This window comes from Leuconostoc inhae (genome assembly GCF_019656015.1).
In the GTDB taxonomy this organism is placed as follows: Bacteria; Bacillota; Bacilli; order Lactobacillales; family Lactobacillaceae; genus Leuconostoc; species Leuconostoc inhae_A.
In genome coordinates, this window is record NZ_BPKW01000001.1 from 1 (window position 1) to 17,425 (window position 17,425).

The following is a 17,425-nucleotide window of genomic DNA, read 5'->3' on the forward strand; positions in this document are numbered from 1 at the left end:
AGTGCAAGTACATCAACAAGCACAAGTAATTCAGATAGTGCAAGCACATCAGGATCATACAGCACATCAACGAGTGCCAGTGATTCGGCAAACAGCGCCTCAACAAGCACAAGCAATTCAGATAGTGCAAGCACATCCGGATCATACAGCGCCTCAACAAGCACAAGCAATTCAGATAGTGCAAGCATATCAGGATCATATAGCACATCAACGAGTGCCAGTGATTCAGGTAGTGGTTCAACAAGCACAAGTGTAAGTGATAGTGCAAGTGCCTCAACAAGCACAAGTAACTCAGATAGTGCAAGCACATCAGGATCATACAGCACATCAACGAGTGCTAGTGATTCAGGTAGTGCTTCAACAAGCACAAGTAACTTAGATGAGACAAACGCTTCAACAAACAATCAGACTACAGCAACATCAAAGAATGATTCTGGTAAATTACCTAACACTGATGCAAGTATTGCCAATACTCAAAATCAAGCAGAAGTGATGATGGTATTATTAACATTGTTGGCAACTATAGTTGCAAAAAAGCGTAAACAAAATAAATAAAAAGTTGTTTTTTTAGAAAAACTTCTTGATGATTTGAAAAACCCAATGGTTAGACAAAAGTTCTGTCTAAGATACCATTGGGTTTTTTATATAGAATGTGTGTGTTGTTTAAAAGTTAATTAATACTGATATCATTATCCATTTGCAATTTAATTTTCTTGTTTTAATCGTCAAAATGTTTCAATACTTAATATGATTTGGTTGTTGTAGATTTTTCTGTCATTTAGCAGCTATGCAAAATGACTAGGAATATTGCATGACGTTATTTTTTGAGCTCTTTTGATTATTTAATCCAATTACCAGTTCTTTTAGAGGCAATGTCTAGGAGCTGATTTCGGTAGTATTGTTATTAATTTATATAAGACAAAGGCCCTCAAAAATTTTTTGAGGGCCTTTACTTTGTTTTTAGATGACTTCGTAATTTACAATATTATGCTATAACTACAATTGTTAGAGCGTAGTTTAACTCACAAATTCCGTTGCAAGCATCCCCATCATCATACTATCATGATATTTGCCTTCGGCAAAGAAGTGACCACGAAGGATACCTTCTTCAATAAAGCCGACCTTTTTATAGATATGAATAGCGGCATTATTATCGACATCCACGTAGAGATAAACTTTGTGCATGTTGAGAACTTTGAAAGCATATTCGACGCCTGCTTTAATTGCCATTTGTGCGTAGCCATTGCCTTGATGATCTGGATGAATAATAATTTGAATTTCGGTATGTCGATGAAGACCATCAATATACATTAGTTCGACCACGCCGATAAATTGTTTGTCATCTTCAACAACAAAACGACGTTCCGTTTGGTCAAGTACGTGACGATCATAAAGCAGTTCTAACTCGTCAAAGGATGTGTAAGCTTCTTGAAACCACAAAGCCATCACTTTACGTGAATTTTCTTGCTGATAAATATAAGGTAAGTCTTTCTTTTCCAGTGGTCTAATTTTCATTTTTATGCTTTCAGTTGTGCGTTTTAGATATTAAACGGCAACGGGTGCTTTAATTGCTGGTTCGCTTTCGTAATCTAACACTTTAATATCGGCCATCGTGTAATCAAATAATGACTTAACTTCAGGATTCAACCAAAGTTTTGGTAAGTGATGCATTGGACGTGAAAGTTGTTCAGTCATCTGATCAACGTGGTTATTATAAATATGTGTGTCACCAATAGTGTGGACAAAATCACCAACTTCATAGCCAGTTTGAGCAGCCACCATATGAAGCAACAATGAATAAGAAGCAATATTAAAGGGCACACCGAGGAAAAAGTCACCAGAACGTTGATATAATTGGACACTCAGTTTGCCATTGGCTACGTAAAATTGACTTAGAACATGGCAAGAAGGTAATGGCGCTTGGGGTGTTGTTTCGGCGTTCCAAGCTGTTAAAATCAGGCGTCTTGAATCAGGTGTTGTTTTAATTTGCTCAATCAAGCGACTCACTTGATCAATGGTGCCGTCATCGGCGTTGAGAGATGCTGTTTCCCAACTACGCCATAATTTACCATAAACATCACCGACATAGCCAAATGTTTCCATGAAATCATCATCAGTTAGTATTTTGTCGACAAAAATATCTTTTTGAATTTTATAACTAGCAGCAAATTCAGCGTCTTCTATGGCACGATGACCAAAGTTCGTCATATCAGGCCCTGTATATTGATCAGACTCGATCCAGTTTTTAAACGCCCATTCGTCCCAGATGTGGTTATTATGTTGCAGTAAGAAGCGAATGTTGTTGTCCCCGCGTAGGAACCAAAGTAATTCGGACTTAATGAGGCCAAAGTAAACTTTTTTAGTTGTGAGTAATGGGAAGCCTTCCTGAAGATCAAAACGCATCTGGGTACCGAACAAAGAATGTGTGCCGGTTCCAGTACGATCACCCTTTAAAGCGCCTTCATCGAGGACTTTTTGTGCAAGATCAAGATATTGTTGTTCATTTTTTGACATAGTTATTAGCGCGCAAATGTTAAACTTACGCATTTCCTTTCAGGATTTCCTTACTTAAATATTAACGAAAATTAGCTTAATAATCAAGTTTTAAAGGTGTTGTACAATGCAAGCTGTGTATGGATTTTTCATATAAGTGATATAAAAGGAGTCTGACTGTTATTAAAATATAAAAAAGCGTGATATTCGTTTTCTAAACTAATAAACTATGATAAAATAAAAATAGTTCGTTAATAACATAAAAACAGCTAACTTTTTATCAGATCATTCATAGGAAACAAACTGATGTAAATCAATTTGTGACGCAGTTTGTTCTGAGAATGGGACTTGCTGTAATATAACGTGTTTTTGTGCCAATAGTTCTTCAGCAAAAGGATCATTATGATAATCACGCATAAAGTTTATTTTTTGTATACCTGCTTGCAATAATAATTTTGTGCAATGAATGCAGGGCACATCGGTAACGTATACTTCTGCCCCAGCAACACTGATGCCCATTTGTGCTGCCTGCATCAAAGCATTTTGTTCTGCATGGACGGCGCGAATGCAGTGACCATCAACGATTAAGTCACCGACATCTGTACAGTGCGGGGTACCAGATACAGAGCCATTATAACCACTAGAAATGATACGGTTATTTTGAACAAGGACTGCACCGACGTGTAAACGGGTGCAAGTTGAACGGGTAGACAAGATAGCAGCTTGTGCGATAAAATATTGATCCCAGCTGATACGATTATGTGACATGTGAACTCCAATAAATTTATTTTGTTAAGAAGAATATAACATAAAACAACAACCAAGCGAAGGAGCTTTTTAATGACTGAAATACTCGATGGTGCAGCAGTAGCCAAAATTACAAATGCAAAAACTGCTGAACGGGTTTCAATTTTGAATAAACCGGTAACACTTGCTGTTATTTATGATCCCAAAAATGATGGCAGCCGTTTATATGTTGGTATGAAATCTAAAAAAGCAGCAGCATTGGGAATCAAAACATTAGATATTCCAACTGATGCAAATGCCACAACGGCAAGTGTGATTCAGTTAGTTGAAAAACTTAATGCTGATGACCAGGTTACTGGTATTTTGGTTCAAAGTCCTTTGGCTAAAGGCGTGAAAGAACGTGAAATTTTTTCTGCTGTCGCACCACATAAGGATGCTGATGGCTTGGGTGCCACAGTGCAGGGTATGTTGTTTGGTGACGCACTAGAAGATTATACTGTTGCTGCAACGCCACAAGGTGTGATGACGCTGTTACATCATTATAATATTGAAATAGCTCGTAAAAGTGCTGTTGTTATTGGGCGTTCTCAGTTGTTTGGTCGACCAATGTTTGCGTTATTAACGAACGCCGATGCGACAGTCACATTGGCACATCGTTATACACCTGAAGCCATGTTGAAAACGCAATTGAAAGCAGCTGATATTGTTGTCGTTGGTGTTGGTATACCAAACTTTATATCAGGAGCAGATTTGAAACCTGGGGCTGTTGTTGTCGATGTTGGTATGAATTATGTGGACGGAAAAGCAGTTGGTGATGTTGACTTTGAATCAGCACAAGGCGTTGCAAGTTATATCACGCCAGTACCGGGTGGTGTTGGCCCAATGACCATTGCAACGTTATTAGAAAATACCGTTACATTAGCAGAAAAATATTAATAAAATTGACAAAACGATTGGAAAATTAAATTTCCAATCGTTTTTTGTATTGATTTCTACTATATTATATTAACAAAAATAAATATCATGATGTAACTAACAGCACTTTTAGGCAATTATTGATGGTAAAAAAAGTTTTGAACGGCTTGAACAGCGGTTTCGTTTCCGACAAAATACAAAGTATCGCCACGTTCAATAACAGCATAAGAACCAGGAGAGACGACCAGCTCATCGTCATGTAATAAAGCGACAATCGTTGTTCCAGTACTTTGCCATAACGTTAGTGTCCCAATGGATTCCCCAAATTTTGGACTGTCATCACTTAATACTAATTCGTATGGGCTCAGTGGGCTATGCCGTTGCACACGTTGACTTTGTTCGAGTAGCAATGTAAGCGCATTTTCCATTGATTTTATGTCTTGTTTTTGATTAGTAATAAGCGCGTTTATTTGTTTGTGAATTGTCTGAATGTCGGATGTTGTTTGTGCTTGATTTAAAAATTCTTTGGCTTTTTCGCGTGACAGGACTTCAACACCACTGCCATGTATCAGCTTAACAATTTGAAGGTCTGCCAAGATACTGACAGCTTTACGTGCTGTTTCAGATGACACACCAAAAGCGACGGATAACGTTGATCTAGCATGTAGTTTGCTACCAACAGTGTATTCATTGTCGGCAATTTTTTGCGCGATTTGATACGCTATTTTGCGGTATCTTGGTTCTCTGATTGTTTGCATGGTATTCTCCAAAGGCAGGTGTTAGTTTGACAAAAGTGACAACTTGTGACAAAATAGAAGACATCACTTAGTGACAATTCTTTTTCCATAATAAGTTGTCACTATGAAGTATAAGATAAATAGTGAGCGTAGTCAATGAAAATAAATTAAAGCTTTTAAAAAATAAAGCGATTAATTTATTTTTAACGAATGGAGGGCCTCATGGCTAAAGTAGAGATTAAGCATCTCACAAAAATATTCGGAAAGCGGCCCAAAGCGGCGCTGAAGATGATGAAACAACATAAAAGTAAAAACGAAATTGTTGAAAAAACAGGCAGCACAGTTGGTGTATATGACATTAATATGAGTATTGACGAAGGTGAAATATTCGTTATTATGGGGCTGTCTGGTTCAGGGAAATCGACATTAGTCAGATTGTTAAATCGATTGATTGAACCAACGCAAGGACAACTGTTCATTGATGGTGAAGAAATCACTAAATTTAATAAAAAGCAGATGTTAGACATACGACGTCAAAAAATGAGCATGGTATTTCAAAACTTTGGTCTTTTTCCACACCGTACATTACTAGAAAACACTGAATATGGTTTAGAAATACAAGGGGTTAATAAAGAAGAACGGCGTAAACGTGCCGAACATGCTTTGGACAATGCTAAATTGCTAAGTTATAAAGATCAATATCCTAGTCAATTGTCAGGTGGTATGCAACAACGCGTTGGACTTGCGCGTGCGTTAACAAATGATCCAGATATTTTATTAATGGATGAAGCTTTTTCGGCTCTTGATCCATTAGTTCGTGGTGAAATGCAGGGTGAATTACTAGAATTACAAGCAAATGTTCAAAAAACAATCATTTTTATTACCCATGATTTAAATGAAGCTTTGCATATTGGCGATCATATTGCCATTATGAAAGATGGTGAATTACAACAAATTGGTACAGGAGAAGAAATTTTAACGAATCCTGCTAATGAGTATGTGAAATCATTTATTGGTGGTGTTGATCGGTCGAAAGTTTTGACTGCAGAAAGTATTATGATTCCGGCCTTAACGACCAATATTGATGTGGATGGCCCAACAGTTGCTTTGCGAAAGATGGCAGACGAAGAAGTATCAGGCTTGGTTGCCGTGAATCGTAAACGAGAAATGCTCGGTTACTTATCGTCAGATGAAGCGGCAAAGGCACGCCGTAATCAAACACCATTGTCACAAGCTGTTATGCAAATGCCAACAGTTGATTTAGACACACTAGTTGCTGATATTATGCCAATTATTTATGATGCACAAACGCCGGTAGCAGTTGTTGACGGCAATAAACATGCAAGAGGTGTCATTATTCGAGGTTCTGTTTTGGAAGCACTAGCCGATACGGAAGGAGATGAAACCGATGCCTAATATACCTAAAGTACCATTAGAAAGCTGGATAAGTGATGCTGTTAATTGGTTAACGACAAATCTTTCTGGATTATTTGGACTCATGCAAAGAGGCGGACAAAGTATTATGGATGCCCTAACAAATGGGTTGACAGCTATACCAATGCCATTAATGATTGCTGGGTTAACAATTATTGCTATTTTAACAACGCCAAAAAAATATGGGTTTCCCTTATTTACTTTAGCTGGTTTAGCATTAATTGCCAACCAAAACTTGTGGTCAGATTTAATGAGCACAGTAACATTAGTTATTATGGCGTCTGTTATTTCACTTGTGATTGGTATTCCCTTAGGAATTATTACCGCTAAGTCACCAAAAACTGCCGCAATTGTTAAACCAATTTTGGACTTCATGCAGACAATGCCTGGCTTTGTTTATTTGATACCTGCTGTTGCCTTCTTTGGAATAGGGGTGGTACCTGGTGTATTCGCTTCAATTATATTTGCGTTGCCACCAATGGTAAGAATGACTGATTTAGGTATTCGTCAAGTACCTGTGGCATTGGTTGAAGCTGCTGATTCTTTTGGATCAACAACTTGGCAAAAGTTAATTAAGCTTGAATTACCAAACGCGCGAAATACGATATTGGCTGGTGCGAACCAGACAATTATGTTAGCCTTATCAATGGTTGTAACGGCATCAATGATTGGTGCACCTGGCCTTGGCCGTGGTGTATTATCTGCGGTACAACGGGCAGACGTGGGTTCAGGTTTCGTTAATGGCCTTGGATTAGTTATCTTAGCTATCATTATTGATCGATTCACGCAAAAGTTAAATACGAAACCAGGACAAAAAGTAGCAACACGTCCTTGGCGACGTTGGGCAATTTTGGCCACAGCACTCATTATGATTGGTGGTGGTGTTGTTAATGCGGCAACGTCACAGAAATCATCTGGTCAAAAAGTCAATTTAGGTTATGTCTCTTGGGATTCCGAAGTGGCTTCAACAAACGTGTTGGCTGAGTCGCTGCGACAACATGGTTACGATGTCACAATGACACCATTGGATAATGCTGTGTTGTGGCAATCAATAGCTAATGGTCAAGTAGATGCCTCAGTTAGTGCTTGGTTACCATTTACACATAAAGCGTTATATGATCGATATAAAAATGATATATCGTTACTTGGGCCAAACTTACATGGTGCTAAAACTGGGTTTGTTGTGCCAGATTATATGAAGGTTAATTCAATTGCTGATTTGAGCAATGAAGCAAATAAAACAATTACTGGCATTGAACCAGGCGCTGGAGAAATGATTACTGCGCAAAAAACAGTCGACAGCTATTCAAATCTTCAAGGATGGAATCTGCTAAGTGCCTCTTCTGGTGCTATGACAACTGCACTTGATAAAGCTTATAAAGCAAAACAAGATATTGTGGTAACTGGATGGTCACCACATTGGATGTTTAGTAAGTATAAGTTAAAGTATTTAGAAGATCCAAAAGGAACAATGGGTAAAGGTGAAACTATTAATACCATTACACGTAAGAATTTAAAGAAAGATAATCCTAAATTTGAAAAAGTGATGGATAAGTTTAACTGGACTAAAGATGATATGGAAAGCGTCATGCTTGACATACAAAATGGTAAGACACCAAAACAAGCAGCAGATAAATGGTTGAAATCAAATCAAAAACTTGCTGATAGTTGGTATAAGTAAGCGTTAAATCAACAATAATTAAAACACCAAATGGTTTATTTATAAGCCACTTGGTGTTTTTTGAGTTGATTGGGAAAAAAGGTTTAAAATTAAGTAAGCGTTTACAATTTGATGAATTAATGTTAAAGTGTGTGTATGTTTTAGTGTAAACGATGGATTATTCTAGTTGATTTAACTTCACGTGATACGTAGATATGTAATAGGAGATGTTAATATGAATATTATTGAAAGTCAATTTGGTAATCAAGCTAAGCTTTTTACGATGGTGAATGATAATGGTGTACAGTTAGCGGTAACAGATTTTGGTGCACGTATTGTACATTTAACTGCACCAATAGATGACATGCAAAGGGAACTCATACTTGGTTTTGACTCTGCTGAAGAATATATTGCTAAAGATCATTATATTGGCGCAACAATTGGTAGAGTTGCGGGTCGTATCGCAAATGGTGAATTTATATTGGGACACAAAAGGCATCAAGTCGTAAAAAATGAAAATAATAACACATTGCACGGTGGACCCAATAGTTTTGAAATGCAGTACTGGGAAAGCGAAACAAATAAAAGTGACGACATGCTAACGACAGTATTTACGCTTATTAGTCCGGATCAAAATAATGGTTTTCCGGGAAATTTAAATGTTAAAGTCACCTATACTTTGGATAATAACAATGTTTGGCGTGTTGATTATGAAGCGCAAACTGATGCATTGACAGTGTTTAATCCAACAAATCATGTATATTTCAATTTAACAGGCCATCCAAATAAATCTGTTGGTGATCATTTGTTATCAATTAATGCTGATCATTTTGCACCACTTAATGACCAAAATATAACAATAGGAGAAGCTCGTGATGTTTTACAGACAACTTTTGACTTTAGAACAGCTAAAAAGGTTAACAAAGCAATCGTGTCTTCGGATCCACAGAGTTTGTTAGTTGGTGGCGGTCTAGATCATCCGTTTTTGTTGAATCAAGTATCTGATGATAGTGAAACACAAGTACGCTTGATATCACCCGATCAAAAAGTGGCTATTAATATGCAAACCACTGCGCCAGCAGTGGTGGTTTTTACAGCTAACTTTGGAGATGATTATCATGTCCCTATGCGTAAAGAGCAGCTGGTGAATCATGGGGGCATCACACTTGAAACACAGGTTGCTCCAGGTGCTGAAAAGTATGAATCATTTGGTAATATTCAGTTATCTGAAAATGATATATATCATGCAACAACAAGCTTTGAAATTCAATTTTGATGTGATTAACAGTGATTAAAAACAATGCTGGTTGTGTGAATAAATAAGACATAATTTTATGAGGAGATAAGATGTATCAAGCAAATAATAAGCGTTATGACCAGATGGTCTATAATCGTGTTGGTAAAAGTGGTCTTAAAATTTCTGCTTTAGGTTTAGGATTTTGGCATAATTTTGGTAGTGTTGACGCCTACGAAAATCAAAAAGCGATTGTACATCAAGCATTTGATCTTGGGATGACTTATTTTGATTTAGCAAATAACTATGGCCCAACGCCTGGCAGTGCTGAGACAAACTTTGGGCATATGATGGCTACTGATATGAAGCCTTATCGTGATGAAATGATTATTACTAGTAAAGCAGGTTATGATATGTGGGATGGCCCTTATGGTGAATGGGGATCACGTAAAAGTATTATTGCCAGTGCCGACCAAAGTTTGACACGACTAGGATTAGATTATGTCGATATTTTTTATTCTCATCGACCGGATCCAGATACACCGCTTGAAGAAACGGCATTGGCGTTAGATCAGTTAGTCCGTGATGGCAAAGCTTTATATGTTGGTATTTCTAATTATAGTGGGGCACAAACAGCAGCAATTGCTAAAATATTCAAGGACTTAAGGACACCATTTATTATTCATCAACCAAGATATAGCATGTTTGACCGCCATATCGAAAGTGATCTTTTGCCGGTTTTAAACGAATTGGGCAAATCGGCGGTTGTTTACAGTCCTTTGGCACAAGGATTATTAACTAATCGATATCTTAATGGTATTCCTGCAGATTCTAGAGCAGCTAAAACAACCAGTCGTTTTTTACAACCAGATCAAGTTGAAAAAACACTGCTGACTGTTAAAAAACTCAATGAAGTTGCTAAAAAACGTGGGCAAACACTAGCCGAAATGGCGTTAGCATGGGATTTGCGCCAACCAGAAATTGCAAGTGTGTTAGTAGGTGCTAGTCGACCAGAACAATTGGTAGATAATGTTAAAGCGCTTAATCAACTTACCTTTAGTGATACAGAAGAAAGGGCAATTACTGACATTTTACATGTACACGAAAAAAATAATAAATGATCTGTTTTCTAAAAAAATCACTAAAACGGTTAGTTTTAGTGATTTTTTAAAGTTTTATGTTGTCATCCTGTGCGATAATCCATGTATTAAGGGCGCTATCGTCTATGCGCGAGGCATGGATTTTAAGAAATTGACGATAAAGTGTTGCGATACGTTTCTTGAAAATGAGCGTATTTGGAGCGCTTAACTCATCAGTCAACAATTGATAGGATCGAATAGCGTAACTTATAAAATGCAATTCCTCTGTCAGTGCGACACTATCTAATCCATGTTCTTCGTAGAGTAAATGTTGTCGTGCAGCATATCCAAGTGCCTGTTGGAAACGATTTAAATTTTCGGGATCGATTGCCGAGTCAGGTCCAATGGCTATCATTGTAGCCTTAAAACTCTGTATTGCTTGAGGTGTTGCTTTGTTAGTTAATTCAAATCGCTGAAACAATACACCATCAGCGGTTTGGCGTTCTTCGTATTTGTACCACTTGCTATTGGTTAAAAAGAATGGGGTGCCATTCATCTATTTGTGGCTCCTAACTTAATATTAGTTTCTGTTTTTAATATTTTTAATGAGTTGAGACATAATTTTATCATCACTATAAGATAATACGTTTTTAGCGTAAATATTTTTTCCAAACCAAGCCAGTACAATCATAGCAACAAAAGAAATAATGAGTGATAAAATTGCTGCGGGCCAAGTTTCAACCTTGGTAACCAAACGTACAGGCATCATGCTCTGCGAGATGAAAGGGACATAACTCAATATTTTAATGGCCAGATTATTAGGCATATTTGTCATGATGAAACTAAACATATAGCCAATCATGGCTAAAAATGTAATGGGTTGTATGGCCTGTTGTACTTGTGCATTGTCATTAATGAGCGATGCAATCATTGCCGTGAGTATTAGGTAAAGTGCAACTGAAATCAGAATGAACGCTACAGCGTATATTGAAAATCCAATTGTGACACCTGAAAACGTTTGTTTGATCCCATCAAGCATCGGGTTGTTTTGCAATATCACGTAGCCAATTGCACCAGCAATAATATAGATGAGTAAATGGGTGACAGCAAGAGCAAAAATACCGATCATCTTACCAAAATATTGAATGCTAGCAGACGTTGCTGCTAAAAGCGTTTCCATGATACGTGATGACTTTTCATTGGCTATTTCTGTGGCAATCATTGACGCGTACCACATGACAATCATTGTTGTAATAATACCAATTGCGACAGCAATACCGTAATTAGCCATGTCTGAATTTTCACCATTTGTAGATTTATTATCAGGTTGTTTAACAACTGATTTTAAATTAAAAGGTTGGATTAAATCTTGTGTTTGTGCAGCTGTTAAACCATAGTTTGTTGCTTTTTGACTACGTGATATATTGCCCAAAACACTTACAAATGCTTCTTTATTAATCGTGTTACTTTTGGGTTGGGTTGTTAATGTCGCGTTATCATCCTGAAGTGTTAAAATACCGTCTAAGTCTTGTGCGGCTAATGATCGATTTGCTTTTTGACTATCTGTAATTTTTGACACTTTAATATCTAATGTTTTTTCATCGCGAATAAATACTTGCCGTACTTGTGAATTACCAATAACTGCAACTGTTGGTGTCGTATTACCTTGCATTTGAGTGACACCAAAAATAATGCCACCAATGACTACAGCAAATATAATCGGCGATAAAACCAACAGCCAGTAACCACGTGTTTTAAAATGGCTTCGGAAAGTTTGTTTAATAACAATAGTGAGTCCTTTATTCATGATAGGGCGACCTCCTGGCGGAAAATATCATCTAGTGTGGGTGGCTGCTGTGAAAATGCTGGAATATAACCATTGCGTGTCACAAAATCAAATATTTGATGACCGGTCGCTTCGTCACTAATCGTGATATCAAAACCAGCACCTTGCTGATTAATCTGCGTAACGCCAGCAATATTAGCGAGTTCGGCTTTTGAAAAGGGTCCCTCAACGTATACTTTGGTGCGGCCAAATTGTTCACGGATTTCTTGTACGCCACCCTGCAAAACAATTTCACCTTGCTTCAACATCGTGAGGTTGTCAGAAATTTTAGTGACATTGTTCATGTCGTGACTTGAGAAAATAATCATGGCACCATTATCACGCAGGCGAACAATTTCGTTCATCATGATACTTGTGTTCACTGGGTCAAGCCCTGAAAAAGGTTCATCTAAAATAATAAATTCAGGATTGAAGATGAGTGCCGCAATCATTTGCACTTTTTGTGCATTACCTTTAGACAGTGATTGCACTTTGTCTGTTGCTTTACCAACAACATCAAGACGTTTTAACCAGTCAGCTAGTGCAATTTTAGTATCTGATCGTGTCATGCCATGTAGTTCAGAAAAATATAAAATTTGTTCTTCAATGGTCAATTTTTGATATAAACCGCGCTCTTCAGGTAGAAAACCGATTTTTTGCTTATCAGTTTGTGTAATAGGGTGACCATTCCATGTAATATCACCTGATGTTGGTGCGATGAAGTTTAAAATCATTCGAAAAGTGGTTGTTTTACCAGCACCATTTTGACCAATTAAACCCATCACTTTTCCGGGTTCTAGTGCCATGTTCATGTTTTTAACGGCAACTTTATCACCGAATTGCTTGTTCAGATTTGTGAGTTGAATCATGTGTTACTCCTTATAGTAGTTTAGTCAATAACCAACGAAGACTAGGCTGTAGTATGAGAATTAGAATAAGCGGTGCAGCAAAATACCAAAAATATTGTGTAAAATAACTTAGTCCTAAAATAAATGCTAAGTAAGCCATAACAAGTAATATTTTCAAAGTTAGTGCATCAGCACGTTGACGAACTTGTTGCACACGTTCATCAGTATCTTTTATTTTTCTGCGATGTAATTCTTGTGGGTTAGATAAGTAAATGATACTCATTAATTTAGTGGACAGAGCGCCTACTAACATACCACTGTAAAAACCAGTAGTAAATGCACCGAGTTTATGACCATAAAAATAGTATATTGGCATACTGGCAGCAAACAAACAGGTGGCTAAAACTGTTAAAATTACAGTGCCAAAGTTAGCTTGGTATCTCATCAAATTGGCATACTCTTCATCGCTCATACCAGCTTGTGGTGTGGCAAATAATTTTTTAAACATCTATTTTGTCCTCCTCAAAGATAAATACCTCCTCAATTTCAAGTTGAAAAAGGGTTGCAATGTGGTGTGCTAATAGTAACGATGCATTGTATTTGCCTTTTTCTAGAGATATGATTGTTTGACGTGTGACTTCTAATTGATCAGCTAATTCAGCTTGTGTCATGTGTCGTGATTTTCTGAGCTCCTGAATACGATTTTTCAATGATCAGCCTCCAAAAATGTATATAACACTTTACATTTTTATTGTAGCAAAGATTTTTTTAGATGTAAAGCGTTCTATACATTTGTAACAAATTTGCATTTTAGTTTGAAAAGAACTATAACAAAGATATAGATAAAGGGGGCCATAAAATGGCAGACGAAAAGTATCAAACGTTAGATCTTGCAATGAGCGAAGTGTTCGATTGGAGTGAGGACAAAACCCCATTACGTGATGCACTGTGGAATCATTACATGAATGAAAGTAACAAAAACACATCATCAACCTTGGCACACTTAAAGGCTTATAAAACCATGAGTGACAAGGAAATTAAGGCGGAAGCTGAAAAAGTTTTGAAGTGAAATAAAATGACTAGCAAAAACTGCTAGTCATTTTTAATTATGGCTGTTGACGAAAGGGCATTTTTTCTGTATACTTATATCTTGTTATGGCGCCATGGTCAAGTGGTTAAGACGTCGGCTTCTCAGGCCGAAATCGAGGGTTCGACTCCCTCTAGCGCTATTTTAGCTGTTTTATCAGGAATACTGATAAAACAGCTTTTTTGTTTGTAATCGTTGGTATGACTGGTTTTTATTGATTGTCACCTACTACATATTAATACATGTTAATGTATGTTATAACGTAGCTAGTGCTACAATAGTTTTGACTATAGGCCACAATAAATAAAATGATCTGGCCAGGTCAGTTGTAATAAGAAGTTTATTAAGTAAAAAGGGAGATGCCAAGTAGTGACTATCTTTGATGAAATAATAAATGATAAAATAAATTTTAAGTTTACCAGTAGAGGACTCAAGCCAATCTATCATGCGCCAACTAGTGCCAAAATAGTTATTATTGGACAGGCACCAGGTTTACGTGTTCAAAATTCAGGCATAATGTGGCATGATGCCTCAGGAGATAGGCTGAGGGAGTGGATGGGTATCAGTAAAGATGTTTTTTACAACTCAGGTAAAATTGGTGTCATTCCCATGGACTTTTATTATCCTGGAAAAGCTAAGTCTGGTGATTTACCACCACGTAAGGGTATCGCGGACAAATGGCATTCACGCTTATTAAAACAGATGCCCGATATACAGATGATTATCTTAGTCGGTTCCTACGCACAAAAATATTATCTAAAGCTAAATAGTCAGGCGAAAATAACGACAGTCATAAGGGATTATCAAAAATATCTTCCTAATTACTTCCCAATTGTTCATCCTTCACCTAGAAACAATATTTGGCTTAAAAGGAATCCTTGGTTTGAGCAAGAAGTTGTCCCAGACCTGCAGAAAATTATTTCTCAAATAATGTCAGATTGAAATTTAGGGAAAGAGGGCGTACCAAGAAAGTAGTCCGGCATTTCAGTATAGAATCATTGTTTTAAATGATAGCTAAATTGATTATGGCAGATTGTAAGAATTAAACTGATAACTAAATAAACGAAATTAAGAAGAAAATATAAACAATCATTAAACAATTGAGCATTTATAAAATTTTTACCGTATAATGTAATTTGGAGGTAATACATTATGATTGCATTACATGTTCTCTTTGGAATAATGATATTGATTGGTGTCATTATGACTGCAGTATCTTTTCAAGGTGACACTGACAAGTTGACGAACTTGCAAAAATTTTCTTTGGTATTCACAACATCAGCGATTGGATTGACGGTAATTGCTGTTATAGCAGTATCTAGTTCAATTTATATCGGAATTGTTATGTTTATCGCTTTGGCTCTTTATGAGTATTTTGCATTTTTGCGTAAAGCCAGTTAAAAATAAAACATTGGACAAAAAGGTCCAACAGCTGATAATTAAGGAGGCATAGACATTGATAAAATGTGCTATACGTTCTTAAAAATAAAAGTCACAAGGTTAAAAAAGGTTACATACAACATTGGAAAAATGTTGTATGTAACCTTTTTTTGTTTCAACGCACTTAAATAAGTAGTAAGTGAAGTGAAACCCCAAAAGAAAGTTTGTATTATTGAACTTGCCAGTGGTAACCAGCAGGTAGAGAACCACCTGACGCAATGCGCGTTGAATGACCTTTTCTTGTTTGCCAATTAAATCCGTCTTGAATAGCCCATTTATAAGCACCTGTACGATTCACAGTGCCATCTGTAGTAGCCGTTGTGGTATCTGGCGCCACAACGGACTGATCTTGTGCAGTTACGTTAGCAGCATCTTTTGCACGTGATTCAGCTGCTGATTCGCTTGATTCACGAGTGATACTTTCAGATGAAGCTTTTATTACTGCCTCAGAACTTGCTTTCTCAGCTGCTTTTTTATCTTCTTGTAGTGTCTTTGACTTGTTTAATGTATTTCTAGCTGTACCATTTGAATAATCAATAATTGCATTAGGGCTATCGTTATTTATATAAACAACTGTTGCATCATTGTTTCCTTTCTCCTCACGATATGAATGCAGGTTAATTTTGACTTTTTCGCCATTATTTTTATAACCAACATAAGCCAAACGAATTTGTCTAGGTAAAAGGTCATTATTGCGATACATTGGTGTGACTTGGTAATCAAGCCGATAACCTTTATGTTTCTTCAACCAACTTGCAAGATGGTTTTCATAATAAAGCATGCTTTTCTTATTTGAAGCGTTTGTGCTTTTTAGGGCACCAGTGTTTAAATAGGCTGTTTCAGGGACTAAATTCTTTGCTTCATCGTTTAAACCGCTAAACTGATAACCTACAAGATGACCACGATTAAACAACCATTCTTTACTAATTTTGCCATTATTTATTTTGTATTTGAAGCGATAGTTATGCCAACCGGTAGGATTATATTCTAAACGTTGAGCACGCTTTGCAGTTTGCTTTTCAGCGTAGGATAATTGAATATGGGCATCAGTTGCGCGATGCTGATCGTCATTATTTTGGAGAACGAGTTGTTTTGATTTGTTAAAATCAAGTGGCTTTTGGACAAAACTTGAAAGGCTATTGTCATGGTAACTTTTATCAGCAGCAATTGTTCCAGTCCCCACAGTACCGATAGCACTGGAGACAATAGCTAATAACAACGTTTTTTTTAATCGTTTGAACATATTTTTTACACTTTCAAGTCTTTTATTGTGGTTGTTTAGCACATATTTGAAAAAACTCTTTTTTAGAATGAAAGATATTGAGAGTTTTAGGAAAGTGGGCTGCAATTAAACAGACCGTAGATTAGCAAATTGAACAAGAGAGATAATGACGTTTTTTAGAAATTGCGTGAGAATCAGTAACTTATTGACACAGCATATATAATAATGAGCTGAGAGTCATACAAAAAGCCTATTAAGTATTTAAAACACAATAGGCTGCTACGTTAGAAAGAAATATAAAATTAAATAGCAGTTAAGAATGTTACTAATCCAAAAATAATGCCTGGAAAATTAGCAGTAGCTAGCGGAATATCACGATCTTCTTTAATTAAACCATATAACACCCATAGACCACAATTCACTGCAGCTACTAATGGTTGAATTGGGTTGCCTTTGGCACCCAAAAGATTGTCTATTATCTGAGGAATGTAAGATACATACATCAGAATTGACATCACGGTAGCAGTCCAACTTAAATATTCTATGAATTTTTCACTTTTCATTGATTACCCCCTCAATATTAATTAGTATACTTGTTTGAAATTATTAAATCAAATATGAAGTTTAAAGAGTGGATTATAATAATTCGATTAATAATAAATTAAAATATATTCCGGTTTGACTTAGGAGATGTTAAAGAAGTT

Annotated in this window: 20 protein-coding genes and 1 tRNA gene; 9 read left to right on the top strand and 12 right to left on the bottom strand. The window is 36.6% G+C overall.

All coding sequences use genetic code 11. The annotated features are described in order from the left end of the window. The 4 genes from K5Q14_RS00005 to K5Q14_RS00020 form a co-directional block, all read right to left on the bottom strand. Positions 1–404: hypothetical protein (locus K5Q14_RS00005; RefSeq protein ID WP_281419666.1), on the bottom strand; the 404-nt coding region annotated here is incomplete at its 3' end. A gap of 613 nt (positions 405–1,017) precedes the next feature. Next, positions 1,018–1,515: a GNAT family N-acetyltransferase gene (locus K5Q14_RS00010; protein ID WP_220733756.1), complete on the bottom strand. Its 498-nt coding sequence runs from the start codon at positions 1,513–1,515 to the stop codon at positions 1,018–1,020. A gap of 30 nt (positions 1,516–1,545) precedes the next feature. After that, a complete protein-coding gene (locus tag K5Q14_RS00015) occupies positions 1,546–2,514 on the bottom strand; it encodes a thymidylate synthase (RefSeq protein ID WP_220733758.1) in 969 nt (322 codons plus the stop codon). Positions 2,515–2,778: 264 nt separating this feature from the next. Further along, the gene (locus K5Q14_RS00020; protein WP_220733760.1) at positions 2,779–3,261 is read right to left on the bottom strand and encodes a deoxycytidylate deaminase; all 483 of its coding nucleotides are present in this window, start codon (positions 3,259–3,261) and stop codon (positions 2,779–2,781) included. Positions 3,262–3,333: 72 nt separating this feature from the next. On the opposite strand from K5Q14_RS00020, the gene K5Q14_RS00025 reads away from it, so the two are divergent. Beyond that, complete coding sequence (locus tag K5Q14_RS00025) at positions 3,334–4,176, top strand: bifunctional 5,10-methylenetetrahydrofolate dehydrogenase/5,10-methenyltetrahydrofolate cyclohydrolase (protein WP_220733762.1); 843 nt, start codon at positions 3,334–3,336, stop codon at positions 4,174–4,176. Between the two features lie 116 nt (positions 4,177–4,292). On the opposite strand, the gene K5Q14_RS00030 is transcribed toward K5Q14_RS00025, so the two are convergent. Next, complete coding sequence (locus tag K5Q14_RS00030) at positions 4,293–4,913, bottom strand: GntR family transcriptional regulator (RefSeq protein ID WP_220733764.1); 621 nt, start codon at positions 4,911–4,913, stop codon at positions 4,293–4,295. A gap of 201 nt (positions 4,914–5,114) precedes the next feature. Here K5Q14_RS00030 and K5Q14_RS00035 point away from each other — a divergent pair, with 201 nt between their 5' ends. The 4 genes from K5Q14_RS00035 to K5Q14_RS00050 all read left to right on the top strand — a co-directional run bounded on the left by K5Q14_RS00035 (position 5,115) and on the right by K5Q14_RS00050 (position 10,341). After that, a complete protein-coding gene (locus K5Q14_RS00035; protein WP_220733766.1) occupies positions 5,115–6,308 on the top strand; it encodes a quaternary amine ABC transporter ATP-binding protein in 1,194 nt (397 codons plus the stop codon). Then, entirely contained in the window at positions 6,301–8,007 is a 1,707-nt protein-coding gene (locus K5Q14_RS00040) for an ABC transporter permease/substrate binding protein (protein ID WP_220733768.1), read from the top strand. Before K5Q14_RS00035 ends, K5Q14_RS00040 begins: the two co-directional genes overlap by 8 nt. A gap of 214 nt (positions 8,008–8,221) precedes the next feature. Then, positions 8,222–9,262 carry a galactose-1-epimerase gene (locus K5Q14_RS00045; protein ID WP_220733771.1) on the top strand — a complete coding sequence of 347 codons (1,041 nt, stop codon included), beginning with the start codon at positions 8,222–8,224 and terminating at the stop codon, positions 9,260–9,262. A 71-nt stretch (positions 9,263–9,333) separates the two neighbouring features. Continuing rightward, positions 9,334–10,341 carry an aldo/keto reductase gene (locus K5Q14_RS00050; protein ID WP_220733772.1) on the top strand — a complete coding sequence of 336 codons (1,008 nt, stop codon included), beginning with the start codon at positions 9,334–9,336 and terminating at the stop codon, positions 10,339–10,341. A 46-nt stretch (positions 10,342–10,387) separates the two neighbouring features. Here the strand turns inward: K5Q14_RS00050 and K5Q14_RS00055 are convergent, their stop codons facing one another. The 5 genes from K5Q14_RS00055 to K5Q14_RS00075 are packed head-to-tail and all read right to left on the bottom strand — an operon-like array spanning position 10,388 to position 13,682. Beyond that, entirely contained in the window at positions 10,388–10,855 is a 468-nt protein-coding gene (locus K5Q14_RS00055) for a substrate-binding protein (protein ID WP_220733774.1), read from the bottom strand. A gap of 24 nt (positions 10,856–10,879) precedes the next feature. Further along, positions 10,880–12,106, bottom strand: a complete 1,227-nt coding sequence (locus K5Q14_RS00060; RefSeq protein ID WP_220733776.1) for an ABC transporter permease — start codon at positions 12,104–12,106, stop codon at positions 10,880–10,882. Continuing rightward, a complete protein-coding gene (locus tag K5Q14_RS00065) occupies positions 12,103–12,993 on the bottom strand; it encodes an ABC transporter ATP-binding protein (protein ID WP_220733778.1) in 891 nt (296 codons plus the stop codon). Before K5Q14_RS00065 ends, K5Q14_RS00060 begins: the two co-directional genes overlap by 4 nt. A gap of 10 nt (positions 12,994–13,003) precedes the next feature. Next, positions 13,004–13,480, bottom strand: coding sequence for a hypothetical protein (locus K5Q14_RS00070; protein ID WP_220733780.1), 477 nt, complete (start codon positions 13,478–13,480; stop codon positions 13,004–13,006). Beyond that, complete coding sequence (locus tag K5Q14_RS00075; RefSeq protein ID WP_220733783.1) at positions 13,473–13,682, bottom strand: helix-turn-helix transcriptional regulator; 210 nt, start codon at positions 13,680–13,682, stop codon at positions 13,473–13,475. The genes K5Q14_RS00070 and K5Q14_RS00075 overlap by 8 nt, the downstream gene beginning before the upstream one ends. Before the next feature lie 149 nt (positions 13,683–13,831). Between K5Q14_RS00075 and K5Q14_RS00080 the strand changes: the two genes are divergently transcribed. From K5Q14_RS00080 to K5Q14_RS00095, 4 genes are all read left to right on the top strand, one after another. Further along, entirely contained in the window at positions 13,832–14,041 is a 210-nt protein-coding gene (locus K5Q14_RS00080) for a P8 family protein (protein WP_220733785.1), read from the top strand. An 88-nt stretch (positions 14,042–14,129) separates the two neighbouring features. Continuing rightward, a tRNA-Glu gene (locus tag K5Q14_RS00085) sits at positions 14,130–14,201 on the top strand. A gap of 227 nt (positions 14,202–14,428) precedes the next feature. Next, positions 14,429–15,001: a uracil-DNA glycosylase family protein gene (locus K5Q14_RS00090; RefSeq protein ID WP_220733786.1), complete on the top strand. Its 573-nt coding sequence runs from the start codon at positions 14,429–14,431 to the stop codon at positions 14,999–15,001. A 210-nt stretch (positions 15,002–15,211) separates the two neighbouring features. Further along, complete coding sequence (locus tag K5Q14_RS00095; protein WP_220733788.1) at positions 15,212–15,460, top strand: hypothetical protein; 249 nt, start codon at positions 15,212–15,214, stop codon at positions 15,458–15,460. A gap of 208 nt (positions 15,461–15,668) precedes the next feature. Here K5Q14_RS00095 and K5Q14_RS00100 read toward each other — a convergent pair whose 3' ends face one another. Next, positions 15,669–16,742: a DNA/RNA non-specific endonuclease gene (locus K5Q14_RS00100; RefSeq protein WP_220733790.1), complete on the bottom strand. Its 1,074-nt coding sequence runs from the start codon at positions 16,740–16,742 to the stop codon at positions 15,669–15,671. Between the two features lie 281 nt (positions 16,743–17,023). After that, the gene (locus K5Q14_RS00105; RefSeq protein ID WP_220733792.1) at positions 17,024–17,284 is read right to left on the bottom strand and encodes a SemiSWEET family transporter; all 261 of its coding nucleotides are present in this window, start codon (positions 17,282–17,284) and stop codon (positions 17,024–17,026) included. Positions 17,285–17,425: the final 141 nt, after the last annotated feature.